The organism is Microbacterium sp. Root280D1 (assembly GCF_001428975.1).
GTDB lineage: Bacteria > Actinomycetota > Actinomycetes > Actinomycetales > Microbacteriaceae > Microbacterium.
The window spans coordinates 1,171,252-1,185,165 of sequence record NZ_LMJK01000002.1 but is presented as its reverse complement, the minus strand read 5'-3'; the positions used below and the strand labels follow the sequence as shown (position 1 = coordinate 1,185,165).

Genomic DNA, 13,914 nt, shown 5'->3' with positions numbered 1-13,914 from the left:
ATCTGAAAGGTGCATCGTGCCCTCGAAACGCCGCCTTCGTTGGGCCGCTCTCCCCCTGGGAGTAGCGGCAGCCGTGGCCCTGGCGGGATGTACTGCCACTGAGCTGAACGGTTACCTCCCGGGCTTCGTGGAGGGTGAGCCTGCGGCCACCAACCAGACCGAGCGCGTCTCGTCGCTCTGGGTCAACTCCTGGATCGTCCTCCTCGCCGTCGGCGTGATCACCTGGGGCCTGATGGCCTGGGCCGCGATCGCCTACCGTCGCCGGAAGGGTCAGACCGGACTGCCCGTGCAGATGCGGTACAACATGCCGATCGAGATCTTCTACACGGTCGTGCCGCTGATCCTCGTGCTGGGCATGTTCTTCTTCACCGCGCGTGACCAGTCGGCGATCGAGACGAAGTGGGACGAACCCGACGTCGAGATCACGGCCATCGCCAAGCAGTGGGCGTGGGACTTCCAGTACGACGGTGAAGAAGAGGACAACTCCGACGCCGTCTGGACGATGGGAATCCAGGCCCAGCCGGACGCGGACGGCACCATCGATCAGGCGCAGCTCCCGACGCTGGTGCTGCCGGTCGACCAGAAGGTCACGATCAACCTGCAGTCCCGCGATGTCATCCACTCGTTCTGGATCATCGACTTCCTGTACAAGAAGGACATGTACATCGGGAAGGACAACTCCTGGTCCTTCATCCCGACCCGAGTCGGCGAGTACGCCGGCAAGTGCGCCGAGCTCTGCGGCGAGTACCACTCGATGATGCTCTTCAACGTCAAGGTCGTCGAGCAGGACGAGTACGACGCCTACCTCCAGACTCTCGAGGAGGAAGGCAACACGGGAGACATCACGGACGCGTACGACCGTCTGTCGAACTACCCGGGGACCACCGCCCCGACCTCCGAGGAAGGAGAGGAGTAAGCCATGTCGACCACTGAAGCCCCCCGCACCGACGAGGCCCCTCGCTCTCGACCCACCACCCTGCCCGCACGTCAGGCTGCTCTCATGAGCTCGTCGCGTGTCGAGCAGAAGGGCAACATCGTCGTCAAGTGGATCACCTCCACCGACCACAAGACGATCGGGTACATGTACCTCATCGCCTCGGTGCTGTTCTTCCTCCTCGGCGGCGTGATGGCACTCGTCATCCGTGCTGAGCTCTTCGCTCCGGGAATGCAGATCATCCCGACCAAGGAGCAGTACAACCAGCTCTTCACGATGCACGGCACGATCATGCTGCTGATGTTCGCGACACCGCTGTTCGCCGGCTTCGCCAACGCGATCCTGCCGCTGCAGCTCGGCGCCCCGGACGTCGCCTTCCCGCGTCTGAACGCGTTCGCGTTCTGGCTGTTCCTCTTCGGCTCGACGATCGCCGTCGCCGGCTTCCTCACCCCGCAGGGTGCGGCCTCGTTCGGATGGTTCGCCTATCAGCCGCTCGCCAGTGCGTCCTTCTCTCCGGGTGCCGGTGGAAACCTCTGGATGCTGGGTCTCGGCATCTCGGGCTTCGGAACCATCCTCGGCGCCGTGAACTTCATCACCACGGTGATCACGATGCGCGCACCGGGTATGACGATGTGGCGCATGCCGATCTTCTCGTGGAACACGCTCATCACGAGCCTCCTCATCCTGATGGCCTTCCCGGTGCTCGCCGCCGCGATCTTCGCCGCAGGTGCGGACCGCGTGCTCGGCGCTCACATCTACGACCCGGCCAACGGCGGTGTCCTGCTCTGGCAGCACCTGTTCTGGTTCTTCGGTCACCCTGAGGTCTACATCATCGCTCTGCCGTTCTTCGGCATCGTCTCCGAGATCTTCCCGGTCTTCAGCCGCAAGCCGATCTTCGGATACAAGACGCTCGTGTACGCGACGATCGCGATCGCCGCACTGTCCGTCGCCGTGTGGGCTCACCACATGTACGTGACCGGCTCTGTGCTGCTGCCGTTCTTCGCCCTCATGACGATGCTCATCGCAGTGCCGACGGGTGTGAAGATCTTCAACTGGATCGGCACGCTGTGGCGTGGATCGGTGACCTTCGAGACCCCGATGGTGTTCGCACTCGGCTTCCTGGTGTCGTTCGTCTTCGGTGGCCTGACCGGTGTCATCCTCGCGGCTCCGCCGCTGGACTTCCACCTGTCCGACTCGTACTTCGTGGTCGCGCACTTCCACTACGTCGTCTTCGGCACCGTCGTGTTCGCCATGTTCGCCGGGTTCTACTTCTGGTGGCCGAAGTGGACCGGACGCATGCTCAACGAGCGCCTGGGCTACGTGCACTTCTGGATGCTGTTCATCGGCTTCCACATGACGTTCCTCATCCAGCACTGGCTGGGCGTCGACGGCATGGTGCGTCGCTACGCCGACTACTCGCCGGAAGACGGATGGACGTGGGGCAACCAGGTCTCGACGATCGGCGCGATCATCCTCGGTGCCTCGATGCTGCCCTTCTTCCTGAACGTGTGGATCACGGCTCGCAAGGCTCCGAAGGTCACGGTCAACGACCCGTGGGGCTACGGCGCTTCGCTCGAGTGGGCGACGTCCTGCCCGCCGCCGCGTCACAACTTCACGTCGATCCCGCGTATCCGCAGCGAGCGTCCCGCGTTCGACCTGAACCACCCCGAGGCTGCGGAGTTCACGCCCGCTGCGCCCGGCGAGCGAGAGGGCCACTGAGCCATGCGCGACAATGTCATCCTCTGGTGGGTCCTGACCGCCTTCTTCGCCCTGGTCGGCGTCGTCTACACCGGCTGGCACATCCTCGCCACGCCGTCGGACAACTTCGCCGCGCGGATCGAATGGGTCGGCACCGTGGCGCTGTTCTTCGCCGCGTTCATGGGCGCGATGATCGCGTTCTACCTCGACCGCACGCACAAGGCTCAGAACGGCGAATTGCCTGAGGACATCCTCACGAGCGACATCGACGACGGAGACCCCGAGCTCGGCGAGTTCAGCCCCTGGTCCTGGTGGCCGATCGTCCTCGCGGGTTCCGCTGCCGTCTTCGTCGTGGGACTGGCCGTCGGACACTTCCTGCTTCCGATCGGCCTGGCGATCTTCGTCGTCGCGATCGTCGGCTGGGTCTACGAGTACTACCGCGGGAACTTCGCCCGCTGATCTGCATGCAAAAAGCCCCTGGGATCTCCATCCCAGGGGCTTTCTGCATGTCCTGTCGCTACGCGCGGCTGCGGACACGGGCGATGCCCGTCAGCGGGTCGACAGGCCGACGGTGGACGCCGTCGGCGTCCTCCACGGGATAGCCCTCCCTGACCCAATACTCGAACCCGCCGATCATCTCGCGAACGGCGTAGCCGAGCTTCGCGAGCTCCAGAGCGCCCTTCGCGCCGGCGTTGCACCCCGGGCTCCAGCAGTAGACGACGACGGCGGCGTCGAGGGGGATCTCGGCAGGAGCGCGGCTCGCGATCTCGCTGTAGTGCATCTGTGTCGCTCCAGCGACGCGTCCCTGCGCCCACGCTTCCTCTGAGCGGACATCGATGATGACGATGTCGTCTTCGGAGCGGAGAGCGGCATACACATCGCTCGCATCGGTCTCGTAGGTGAGCTTGGCGGCGTAGTAGTCAGCGCGATCGATCATGCGCTCAGCCTAGGCAACGGCGCGAGGTCCCGCCGTCATCATCCGGACGGCGGCGCACTGGAATCCGCCAATGTGGACTGCAGGCTCAGAGCTCCACTGTCATCTGGACGCGGCGTCCGTATCGGTCGAGGCCGAGGGAGGCCTCGGTCTCCACCAGGCCGCGCTGGAACGGCGTCTCGGGGATGCTCTCGAGGAACCCGCACGACGAGTAGAAGGGCGCGTTCCACGGGATCTCGGCATAGGTCCGCAAGGTCATGCGCGTGTAGCCGCGATCCCGCGCCTCATCGAGTGCAGCGCTCACAAGGCGGCGACCGAATCCCTGTCGTCCCACGGTGGGGAGGACAGACAGCTGTTCGAGGTGCGCATGACCGTCGGAGTCCAGGACATGGACGAAACCCACAGGGGAGGAGCCCTCTGACTCTTCCAGAACGAGAACGAATCCCGGCTCGGCGAGGCGTTCGGCACCGTTCGCAGCGGGAGGCCAGACTGGCGCCCCCAGGCTGTCGATCAGGAGAGCGTCAGCCTGGGCCTCGATGGCGGTCAGGAGCTCCGCATCCTCGGACGTGGCGGGCCTGATCGCAGCGCTCATCGGTTCGCCTCCGCGATCGCAGCGACCGCTTCGATCTCCACCAGCTGGTCGTCGTACCCCAGCACGGTGACGCCCATGAGGGTGCTCGGTACGTCGTGCTCCGCGAAGGCCTCGTGAACGACGTTCCATGCCGTGACCAGATCAGCCTGAGACGACGACGCCACGAGGACCCGCGTGCTGATGACGTCGGCGATCGTGGCGCCACTGGCGCGCAGCGCGAGATCGAGGGTCTCCAGGCAACGTGACGCTTGCGCGGCGTAGTCGCCGGGGGCCGTGGTGGTTCCGTCGTCCTCGAGCGGGCAGGCGCCCGCGAGGAAGATGAGTCGGGAGCCCGCCGGAGCAGTGGCGGCGTAGGCATAGGGGGCGGCAGCGAGATCGGCGGATCGGATGAGTTGGACTGCGGAGGTCATGGCACGATCCTTCCACGTTCATTTGAGAGCCTCCCGGACATGAAGAAGGCCCTGTCCGAAACGGACAGGGCCTTCTTGCGGGGGAGCGGCGATGTTACTCGTCGTCCTCGGACTTCTTCTTGCGAGGCTTCTTCACCGGCTCGGTCGCGATGACCGTGCTGGGAGTGTTCGCCGTCTCGTCGACGTGCGTCTCGCTGACGGTGATCGGAGCGTCGGGGACGCCGGCGCGCTCATGGGCGCCCTGGATCTCCGCCGCCTCGGTCTCATCGTTCTGAGCCGTGACGTGGTGCTGGTGAGCGTCCGCAGCTTCGATCTCCGCCTGCGTGAGCGGCGCGAGCCGGTCCTCGAAGAACCACCGTGAGATGGAAGAACGGAGGTTCTCCGTCCACGAGATTCGTCCCTTCGCGTTCGGACGCACGACCAGAGGCTCGTAGTTGTCCACATCGATGAGCTTCCAGCGGTCGTACGTGTCGACCGGCTGGTGCACCTCGATGAACTCGCCGCCGGGAAGGCGGACGATGCGTCCGGACTCGAAACCGTGCAGCACGATCTCGCGGTCCTTCTTCTGCAGCGCGAGGGCGATCCGCTTGGCGATGAAGTAGCCGAGGACCGGTCCGACGAACAGCAGCGCCTGGAGCGCGTGGATCACGCCCTCCATGGTCAGCATGAAGTGCGTCGCGATGAGGTCGGAGGATGCTGCAGCCCACAGGACGGCGTAGAAGATCACGCCGGCGACGCCGATCGCGGTGCGGGTCGCCGCGTTGCGCGGACGCTGAGCGATGTGGTGCTCGCGCTTGTCTCCCGTGATCCACGCCTCGATGAAGGGGTAGATCGCGACGAGCACGATGAAGAGCCCGAGGACGACCAGCGGCAGCAGGATTCCGAACGACCAGGTGCGATCGAGGAAGACCACGTCGAGGTTGGACGGAGCGAGGCGCAGGGCGCCGTCCGCGAATCCGATGTACCAGTCAGGCTGAGTACCGGCGGAAACGGGGGAGGGGTCGTACGGGCCGTAGTTCCAGATCGGGTTGATCTGGAAGAACGTCGCGATCAGCACGATCGTGCCGAAGACGATGAACAGGTAGCCGCCCATCTTCGACATGTACACCGGCATCATCGGGTAGCCGACGACGTTGTCGTTCGTACGGCCGGGGCCGGCGAACTGCGTGTGCTTGTTGACGATCATCAGCATGAGGTGCACGGCGATGAGACCGATCACCAGCAACGGCAGCAGCAGGATGTGCAGCGTGTACAGGCGTCCGACGATGTCCGTACCCGGGAACTCGCCGCCGAAGAGGAGGAACGAGGTCCAGGTGCCGATCAGCGGGATGCCCTTGATCATGCCGTCGATGATGCGGAGGCCGTTGCCCGAGAGCAGGTCGTCGGGAAGCGAGTATCCGGTGAAGCCCTCGGCCATCGCCAGGACGAACAGCACGAAGCCGATCACCCAGTTGAGCTCGCGGGGCTTGCGGAACGCGCCGGTGAAGAACACGCGCAGCATGTGCACGCCGATTCCCGCGACGAAGACGAGTGCGGCCCAGTGGTGGATCTGGCGAACCAGGAGACCACCGCGGAGGTCGAACGAGATGTGCAGCGACGACTCGAGTGCCGCCGACATCTCGATGCCGCGCATCGGAGCATAGGCGCCCGTGTAGTGCGTCTCGACCATGGAGGCCTGGAAGAAGAACGTCAGGAAGGTTCCGGACAGGAACACGACCACGAAGCTCCACAGCGCGATCTCGCCGAGCATGAACGACCAGTGGTCGGGGAAGATCTTGCGGCCGAGCTCCTTGACGAAGCCGGAGATGCTGGTGCGCTCATCGATGTAGTTCGACGCGGCGCCGACGAATCGGCCGCCGAGAGGCGCCTTGTTGTCCTTGTCCTCTTTGGACAGCGTTGCGGTGCTCAATGGCGCTCCCAGAAGCTCGGGCCGACGGGCTCGGTGAAGTCACTGCGTGCGACGAGGTAGCCCTCGTCGTCGACGGTGATGGGCAGCTGCGGCAGCGGACGCGCGGCAGGTCCGAAGATGACCTTGGCGTGATCCGTGACGTCGAACTGCGACTGGTGGCAGGGGCAGAGGAGGTGGTGCGTCTGCTGCTCGTAGAGTGCCACCGGGCATCCGACGTGCGTGCAGACCTTCGAGTACGCGACGATGCCGTCGTACGACCAGTCCTTGCGGTCTTCGGCCTCGATGAGCTGCTCGGGGCGCAGGCGCATCATCAGCACGATGGCCTTGGCCTTCTCCTCGAGGTAGCCGTCGTGGTGGCTGAGCTCTGCGAGATCCTCGGGGATCACGTGGAATGCGGATCCGAGGGTCACATCCGCTGCGCGGATCGGGGTGCCGTCGGGGTCGCGCACGAGACGCTGGCCCTTCTCCCACATGGTGTGCTTCAGCAGCGTGACCGGATCGCCCGCGGTGGGGTCGTCGGGTGTGCTGTGCGGAGCGAGACCGCGGAAGAGCGTGACACCGGGGATGATCGAGGCCACGATCGCCGCGAACAGCGAGTTGCGGATCATCGTCCGTCGTCCGAAACCGGACTCCTCGTTGGCCGTGGCGAACGCCTCGACGACGGCCTCTCGCGTCGAGTCCTTGCCCCGGGTGGGGTGACGGTGCTCGATGTGCTCCTTGTCGCTCATCAGCGCCTTGGACCAGTGGATCGCGCCGATGCCGATCGAGAGCAGCGCGAGTGCGATGCCCAGACCGATGAAGAGGTTGTTCTGACGGATGTCGATGAGCGCGCCGCTCTCGATGGGGAAGAGCATGTAGGCGGCGACCGCCCAGATGCTTCCTGCCAGTGAGAGATAGAACAGCGTGTAGACCGTGCGCTCTGCAGCCTTCTCAGCGCGCGGGTCCTTGTCGGTCATCCGCGCGCGGTGCGGCGGCAGCCCCGGGTTCTGCACGGGATCGCTGACTGCGACACCCAGCCCCGGAGAGGGCTGGTAGGCCCTGTCAAGAGCCTGCGAGTCGTCGTCGTGTGCCATGGTGCTCCTCGTACGTTCCTCTTCGATGAATAAGCGTCAGTTGGACTTCGCCGTGATCCACACGGTGATGGCGACGAGCGCGCCGATGCCGAAGATCCAGACGAACAGGCCCTCGGAGACGGGACCGAGCGAACCGAGCGAGAAACCGCCGATCTGCACGGACTGCTGCTGGTAGAGCAGAGCCGAGATGATGTCGCGCTTGTCTTCGTCCGACAGGTTCATGTCGCCGAAGACGGGCATGTTCTGGGGGCCGGTGACCATGGCTGCGTACATGTGCAGCGCGCTGGTCTCGGTCAGTGCGGGGGCGTACTTGCCCTCGGTGAGTGCTCCTCCGGCGGCCGCCACGTTGTGGCACATCGCGCAGTTGACGCGGAACAGCTCCGCGCCGTTGGCGACGTCGCCTTCACCGTCGAGGATGTGGTCCTCGGGGAAGGTGGGGCCGGGAGCCGACTCCTGCACGAAGGAGGAGATCGCGAGGATCTGCTCCTCGGTGAACTGCGGCTCCTTCTGCGGCGCCTGGGGCCCCTGCATCTGCAGCGGCATGCGGCCGGTCGACATCTGGAACTCGACCGCGAGCTCGCCGACGCCGTAGAGGCTCGGTCCGTTCGCCGTGCCCTGCAGATCGAGACCGTGGCAGGTGGCGCAGTTGGCCGTGAACAGCTTCTCGCCGTCCTCGACGGTGAGCGTGCTCGCCGCGGTGGTCTGGGTGTCGGTCGCAGCGAAGGCTGCGGACGTTCCGGCGTACACGGCGCCGGTGATCATGAGGCCTGCTCCGATGAGGGCTGCCGCAGCCAGGGGACTGCGACGGCCATTCGAACGGCGCTTCTTCTCTCGTGCCATCTCGGGGATCAGCTCCGCTCTTATTTCAGGAAGTAAATGACGACGAACAGCACGATCCAGACGACGTCGACGAAGTGCCAGTAGTAGGACACCACGATCGAGGAGGTCGCCTCCTTGTGCCGGAAATTCTTGACGGCGTACGCACGGCCGATGACGAGGAGGAAGGCGATCAGACCGCCGGTGACGTGCAGGGCGTGGAAGCCGGTCGTCAGGTAGAACGCGGATGCGTAGGAGTCAGCGCTGATCGGCATGCCTTCTGCGACGAGCTGCGCGTACTCCCAGACCTGCCCGGAGACGAAGATCGCGCCGAGGGCGAAGGTGAGGAAGAACCACTCGACCATGCCCCAGCCGAACAGGCGACGGCGGCCGGCGCCGTTCTTCTGTCCCTTGGCGATGCGGTACGGCTGCAGGTCCTCGGCCGCGAACACGCCCATCTGGCACGTGAACGAGGAGAGCACGAGGATCGCCGTGTTCACGAACGCGAACGGGACGTTCAGCAGTTCGGTGCGGTCGGCCCAGAGCTCGGGGGAGGTGCTGCGGAGCGTGAAGTAGATCGCGAAGAGTCCCGCGAAGAACATCACCTCGCTGCCGAGCCACACAATGGTGCCGACAGCTACCGGGTTGGGGCGCTTGATCGTTCTTGCCGCCGGGGCATACGTCGCTGAGGTCGTCACCATTCCATTATGGCCGATCTCCGGGCGTGATTCTCGCACCGGAGGCCCTCGTTTCGCCCGCGAACGACTTAGGGGACCCTAAGAAAACGCTGCGAATCCTCGGTGAATACGCGGGAAACGAGGGATGATCGACGCCCGGCGCCCGTTCTGCAAGAGTCTGCACGTTTTCCCTGCGCCGATAGGATCGCACACATGGCTGATTCCCTGACCTGGTCCGACGTGCTCACCACTCTTCTGGAGCGTCGCGACCTCAGCGTCTGGGAATCGACGTGGGCGATGCGTCAGATCATGCGCGGCGACGTAACACAGGCGCAGCTCGCCGGTTTCCTCGTCGCCCTCCGCGCCAAGGGAGAGACGATCGATGAGATCGTCGGATTCCGTGATGCGATCCTCGAGGCGGCGGTCCCGCTGCCCGTGTCGCCCGACGTCCTCGACATCGTCGGCACCGGCGGTGACCGTGTCGGCACGGTCAACGTGTCGACCACCGCGGCGGTCATCATCGGGGCGACCGGCATTCCGGTGGTCAAGCACGGCAACCGCGCAGCCAGCTCCGCCTCCGGCTCATCCGACGTGCTGAGCGCGCTCGGGCTGGAGCTCACCCTCGATCCCGCGGCGGTGTCGTCGATCCTCGACCGCACGGGCATCACGTTCGCCTGGGCGGGCGCCTTCCACCCCGGGTTCAAGCACGCGGGCGCCGTCCGTGCCGAACTCGGCGTCCCCACCGTCTTCAACATGCTCGGCCCCCTCTGCAACCCGGCTCGGGCCGAGGCGAACGCCGTCGGGGTGGCGCAGCTCGAGCGCGTCCCCCTCATCACGGGAGTGTTCCGGACGCGGGGCGCCACGGCCCTGGTGTTCCGCGGAGACGACGGACTCGACGAGCTGACGACCACGGGGCACAGCCGCATCTGGGAGGTCACGCGCGGTGACATCCACGAGCACGATCTCGATCCTCGAGATCTCGGGATCCCGATCGCGGACCTCGCGGATCTGATCGGCGGAACGCCCGACCACAACGCGGCGGTGCTGCGCCGGACGCTCGAGGGGGAGACGGGCGCGGTGCGAGACATCGTGCTCCTCAACGCGGCGGCCGGGATCGTCGCCTTCGAGCTGTCCCAGGACGCGACTCAGGTACAGCGACCGATCCTCGAGCGTCTCCGCGAGGGCTACGAGCGGGCAGCCGCGGCGGTCGACGACGGTCGCGCCATAGCGAAGCTCGACGAATGGATCGGCGTCAGCCGCGAGCTGGCATCCGCATAGGAGATGTGATGGACCCGATCGCCGCCCTGCTCGAGATCGCCTCGCTGCTGGAGCGGGAACGCGCGTCGCGGTACCGGGCGAAGGCCTTCCGTCAGGCAGCTGCGACCCTGCAGCACCTGCCGGAGGACGTGCGCTCGGATCCGACGAGGCTGCGCGCGGCGAAAGGGATCGGCGAATCGACCTTCGGAGTCATCCGACAGGCGCAGAGCGGAGAGGTTCCCGACTATCTCGTGGAGCTCCGAGGCGACGTGGAGCCCGAGCGCGTGTCGGCCCTGAGAGCGAAGCTCCGAGGGGACCTGCACGCGCACACCGACTGGTCGGACGGAACCACGCCTATCGGCGTGATGGCGTCAGCGGCGCGGGCTCTCGGTCACGAGTATCAGGCGATCACAGATCATTCCCCGCGTCTGCGGGTCGCCCGCGGACTCTCCGCGGAGCGGCTGCGCGAGCAGATGCCGCTCGTGAGGGCGGAATCGGGTGACGGGTTCACGCTGCTGGCGGGGATCGAGGTCGACATCCTCGAAGACGGCGCGCTGGATCAGGAGGACGCCCTCCTCGGGGAGCTCGACATCGTGGTCGCATCCGTCCATTCGAAGCTGCGGATGGACGCCCGGCCCATGACCGCACGGATGATCGCCGCCGTGAGCCACCCGCGCGTGAACGTGCTCGGGCATTGCACCGGACGGCTGGTGCAGGGGGACCGAGGCACTCGTCCGGAATCGCAGTTCGATGCCCGTGCCGTCTTCTCCGCATGCGCCGAGAACGGCGTCGCGGTCGAGATCAACTCCCGGCCGGAGCGTCAGGACCCGCCCGACGATCTGATCGCGTTCGCCCTCGAGGCCGGCTGCCTCTTCTCGATCGACTCGGATGCGCACGCACCGGGTCAGCTCTCGCTCCTCGATCACGGTGCCGAGCGTGCCGAGAAGGCGGGGGTGCCTGCCTCCCGCATCATCACGACCTGGGGTCTCGACCGACTGCTGGCCTGGGCGAGCTGAGTCAGGCGTCGATCGTCGCGATCGCGGCGACGGCCCTGGTCATCGAGCCGCCCAGGTTCCACCGCTCAGCCAGTGCGGTCGCAGCATCAGCCTCGGACGGGTCGAGCGGACGCAGCGGGTCGCTCGGCGAGGTGATCGGGAGGTCGGTCGCGACGGCGACGACGGTGGGGGCGACCTCGAGGTACGTCGCGGCGGCGAGCACCTTCGCCCGGACCCCGGCGCTCATCCCCTCACCCGCCTCGGCAGCCGCGCGGATGCCGGCGAGATCGCCATGGGCCTGCAGGAGCGTGGCCGCGGTCTTCTCGCCGACGCCGGCCACGCCGGGAAGTCCGTCCGATGCGTCGCCGCGCATCGTCGCGAAGTCGGCGTACTGGCTCGGCAGCACGCCGTACTTCGCGACGACCACGGCATCCGTGACGATCTCGAGATTGCTCATGCCTCGTGCGGTATAGATGACGCGCACGTTCCTCGCGTCGTCGACGAGCTGGAACAGGTCTCTATCGCCCGTGACGATGTCGACCGGCATGGTGGCGTGCGTCGCGAGCGTGCCGATCACGTCGTCCGCTTCGTGCTCCGCGACGCCGATGATCGGGATGCCGAGCAGGGCGAGAGTCTCGCGGATGAGGGGGATCTGCGCCTCGAGGGGGTCGGGGACCTCCTCGACGTCGGGCCCCGCGGGCACGACCTCGACGACACGGTGCGCCTTGTAGCTGGGGATCAGGTCGACTCGCCACTGGGGTCGCCAGTCGTCGTCCCAGCACGCGACCACATGGGTCGGCTCGTACAGCGTCACCAGCTTCGCGATGATGTCGAGGAGTCCTCGTGCGGCGTTGATCGGGGAGCCGTCCGGCGCCGTGACCTTGTCGGGCACCCCGTAGAACGCACGGAAGTAGAGGCTTGCGGTGTCGAGCAGGAGGAGCTTGTCGGCGCGGGGCATGCAGACAGTCTGTCAGCGCGCCGAACGCGGATGGTATCGAGTCCGTCATATCGTCTCGGGATCTGATAACCTTGACTGTCACTCGTGGCGTGCCTATGCATGCCCGGGAGGCAGAAACCAATCAATCGCTGCAGAGCTCATGATCGGCCGTGCGCGGCCGGAGCCCTCAGCCCGAGTCTCCATTCACAAGGACAACCCACTACATGACTACCGCAACGACCGCCCCGGCCACCAAGCAGGTCGCCATCAACGACATCGGATCTGCTGAGGACTTCCTGGCCGCGGTCGAGAAGACCCTGAAGTTCTTCAACGACGGCGACATCATCGAAGGCACGATCGTCAAGATCGACCGCGATGAGGTCCTCCTCGATGTCGGATACAAGACCGAGGGCGTCATCCCCTCGCGCGAGCTCTCGATCAAGCACGACGTCGACCCGAACGAGGTCGTCAAGGTCGGCGACGAGGTCGAGGCCCTGGTTCTCCAGAAGGAGGACAAGGAAGGCCGTCTGATCCTCTCCAAGAAGCGTGCTCAGTACGAGCGTGCCTGGGGAGACGTCGAGAAGATCAAGGAGAACGACGGCGTCGTCACCGGTACGGTCATCGAGGTCGTCAAGGGTGGACTCATCGTCGACATCGGCCTCCGCGGCTTCCTGCCGGCCTCGCTCATCGAGCTGCGCCGCGTCCGCGACCTCACGCCGTACCTCGGCCAGGAGATCGAGGCCAAGATCCTCGAGCTCGACAAGAACCGCAACAACGTCGTGCTCAGCCGCCGTGCGCTGCTCGAGCAGACGCAGTCGGAGTCGCGCACCACGTTCCTGAACAACCTGCACAAGGGTCAGGTCCGCAAGGGTGTCGTGTCGTCGATCGTCAACTTCGGTGCATTCGTCGACCTGGGCGGCGTGGACGGCCTCGTGCACGTCTCCGAGCTGTCCTGGAAGCACATCGAGCACGCCTCCGAGGTCGTCGAGGTTGGCCAGGAGGTCACCGTCGAGATCCTCGAGGTCGACCTCGACCGCGAGCGCGTCTCCCTGTCGCTGAAGGCTACGCAGGAGGACCCGTGGCAGGTCTTCGCCCGTACCCACGCGATCGGACAGGTCACGCCGGGTAAGGTCACCAAGCTCGTTCCGTTCGGTGCGTTCGTTCGCGTCGCAGACGGCATCGAGGGCCTCGTCCACATCTCCGAGCTCTCCAGCAAGCACGTCGAGCTGGCCGAGCAGGTCGTGTCGGTCGGCGAAGAGGTCTTCGTCAAGGTCATCGACATCGACCTCGAGCGTCGTCGCATCTCGCTCTCGCTGAAGCAGGCGAACGAGGCAGTCGACGTCAACGGCACCGAGTTCGACCCGGCGCTCTACGGAATGCTCGCCGAGTACGACGAGGCCGGCGAGTACAAGTACCCGGAGGGCTTCGACCCCGAGACCGGTGCGTGGAAGGAAGGCTTCGACACCCAGCGCGAGGCATGGGAGCAGGAGTACGCTGCAGCCCAGGCTCGCTGGGAGGCGCACAAGGCTCAGGTTGCCAAGGCAGCCGAGGCCGAGGCGGCCGCTGGAGACGACTTCGGTGGTCAGGTCTTCTCGAGCGAGGCCGCAGGCGCGGGCACGCTCGCGGATGACGAGGCTCTCGCGGCTCTCCGCGAGAAGCTCTCGGGCGGCAACGCTTAAGCA

14 protein-coding genes are annotated in these 13,914 nt (G+C 65.9%); 6 read left to right on the top strand and 8 right to left on the bottom strand.

Features of this window, described 5'->3' with window-relative positions:
- Positions 1–16: 16 nt before the first annotated feature.
- The 3 genes from coxB to ASE34_RS11950 are packed head-to-tail and all read left to right on the top strand — an operon-like array spanning position 17 to position 3,091.
- The gene (gene coxB, locus ASE34_RS11960) at positions 17–916 is read left to right on the top strand and encodes a cytochrome c oxidase subunit II (protein WP_053096718.1); all 900 of its coding nucleotides are present in this window, start codon (positions 17–19) and stop codon (positions 914–916) included.
- A 3-nt stretch (positions 917–919) separates the two neighbouring features.
- Entirely contained in the window at positions 920–2,653 is a 1,734-nt protein-coding gene (gene ctaD / locus ASE34_RS11955) for a cytochrome c oxidase subunit I (RefSeq protein ID WP_053096716.1), read from the top strand.
- 3 nt (positions 2,654–2,656) lie between these two features.
- The gene (locus ASE34_RS11950; RefSeq protein WP_053096714.1) at positions 2,657–3,091 is read left to right on the top strand and encodes a cytochrome c oxidase subunit 4; all 435 of its coding nucleotides are present in this window, start codon (positions 2,657–2,659) and stop codon (positions 3,089–3,091) included.
- A gap of 58 nt (positions 3,092–3,149) precedes the next feature.
- Here ASE34_RS11950 and ASE34_RS11945 read toward each other — a convergent pair whose 3' ends face one another.
- The 7 genes from ASE34_RS11945 to ASE34_RS11915 all read right to left on the bottom strand — a co-directional run bounded on the left by ASE34_RS11945 (position 3,150) and on the right by ASE34_RS11915 (position 9,067).
- Positions 3,150–3,569, bottom strand: coding sequence for a rhodanese-like domain-containing protein (locus ASE34_RS11945; RefSeq protein ID WP_056278949.1), 420 nt, complete (start codon positions 3,567–3,569; stop codon positions 3,150–3,152).
- Positions 3,570–3,654: 85 nt separating this feature from the next.
- Entirely contained in the window at positions 3,655–4,158 is a 504-nt protein-coding gene (locus tag ASE34_RS11940) for a GNAT family N-acetyltransferase (RefSeq protein ID WP_056278948.1), read from the bottom strand.
- Entirely contained in the window at positions 4,155–4,568 is a 414-nt protein-coding gene (locus ASE34_RS11935; protein ID WP_056278947.1) for a RidA family protein, read from the bottom strand. The genes ASE34_RS11940 and ASE34_RS11935 overlap by 4 nt, the downstream gene beginning before the upstream one ends.
- 94 nt (positions 4,569–4,662) lie before the next feature.
- Positions 4,663–6,477, bottom strand: coding sequence for a cytochrome b (locus tag ASE34_RS11930; protein ID WP_053096706.1), 1,815 nt, complete (start codon positions 6,475–6,477; stop codon positions 4,663–4,665).
- Positions 6,474–7,550: a ubiquinol-cytochrome c reductase iron-sulfur subunit gene (locus ASE34_RS11925; protein WP_042538395.1), complete on the bottom strand. Its 1,077-nt coding sequence runs from the start codon at positions 7,548–7,550 to the stop codon at positions 6,474–6,476. Before ASE34_RS11925 ends, ASE34_RS11930 begins: the two co-directional genes overlap by 4 nt.
- Positions 7,551–7,586: 36 nt before the next feature.
- The gene (locus tag ASE34_RS11920; protein WP_053096702.1) at positions 7,587–8,390 is read right to left on the bottom strand and encodes a c-type cytochrome; all 804 of its coding nucleotides are present in this window, start codon (positions 8,388–8,390) and stop codon (positions 7,587–7,589) included.
- Positions 8,391–8,410: 20 nt separating this feature from the next.
- The gene (locus ASE34_RS11915) at positions 8,411–9,067 is read right to left on the bottom strand and encodes a heme-copper oxidase subunit III (RefSeq protein ID WP_053096700.1); all 657 of its coding nucleotides are present in this window, start codon (positions 9,065–9,067) and stop codon (positions 8,411–8,413) included.
- A gap of 189 nt (positions 9,068–9,256) precedes the next feature.
- On the opposite strand from ASE34_RS11915, the gene trpD reads away from it, so the two are divergent.
- On the top strand, positions 9,257–10,321 hold the full coding sequence (gene trpD / locus ASE34_RS11910) for an anthranilate phosphoribosyltransferase (protein ID WP_053096699.1): 1,065 nt from the start codon (positions 9,257–9,259) through the stop codon (positions 10,319–10,321).
- 8 nt (positions 10,322–10,329) lie between these two features.
- Entirely contained in the window at positions 10,330–11,316 is a 987-nt protein-coding gene (locus ASE34_RS11905) for a PHP domain-containing protein (protein WP_056278946.1), read from the top strand.
- Between the two features lies 1 nt (position 11,317).
- Here the strand turns inward: ASE34_RS11905 and ASE34_RS11900 are convergent, their stop codons facing one another.
- Positions 11,318–12,253, bottom strand: a complete 936-nt coding sequence (locus ASE34_RS11900; RefSeq protein ID WP_056278945.1) for a 5'-3' exonuclease — start codon at positions 12,251–12,253, stop codon at positions 11,318–11,320.
- A gap of 203 nt (positions 12,254–12,456) precedes the next feature.
- Between ASE34_RS11900 and rpsA the strand changes: the two genes are divergently transcribed.
- Entirely contained in the window at positions 12,457–13,911 is a 1,455-nt protein-coding gene (gene rpsA, locus ASE34_RS11895) for a 30S ribosomal protein S1 (protein ID WP_053096692.1), read from the top strand.
- The last annotated feature ends 3 nt before the right edge of the window (positions 13,912–13,914 follow it).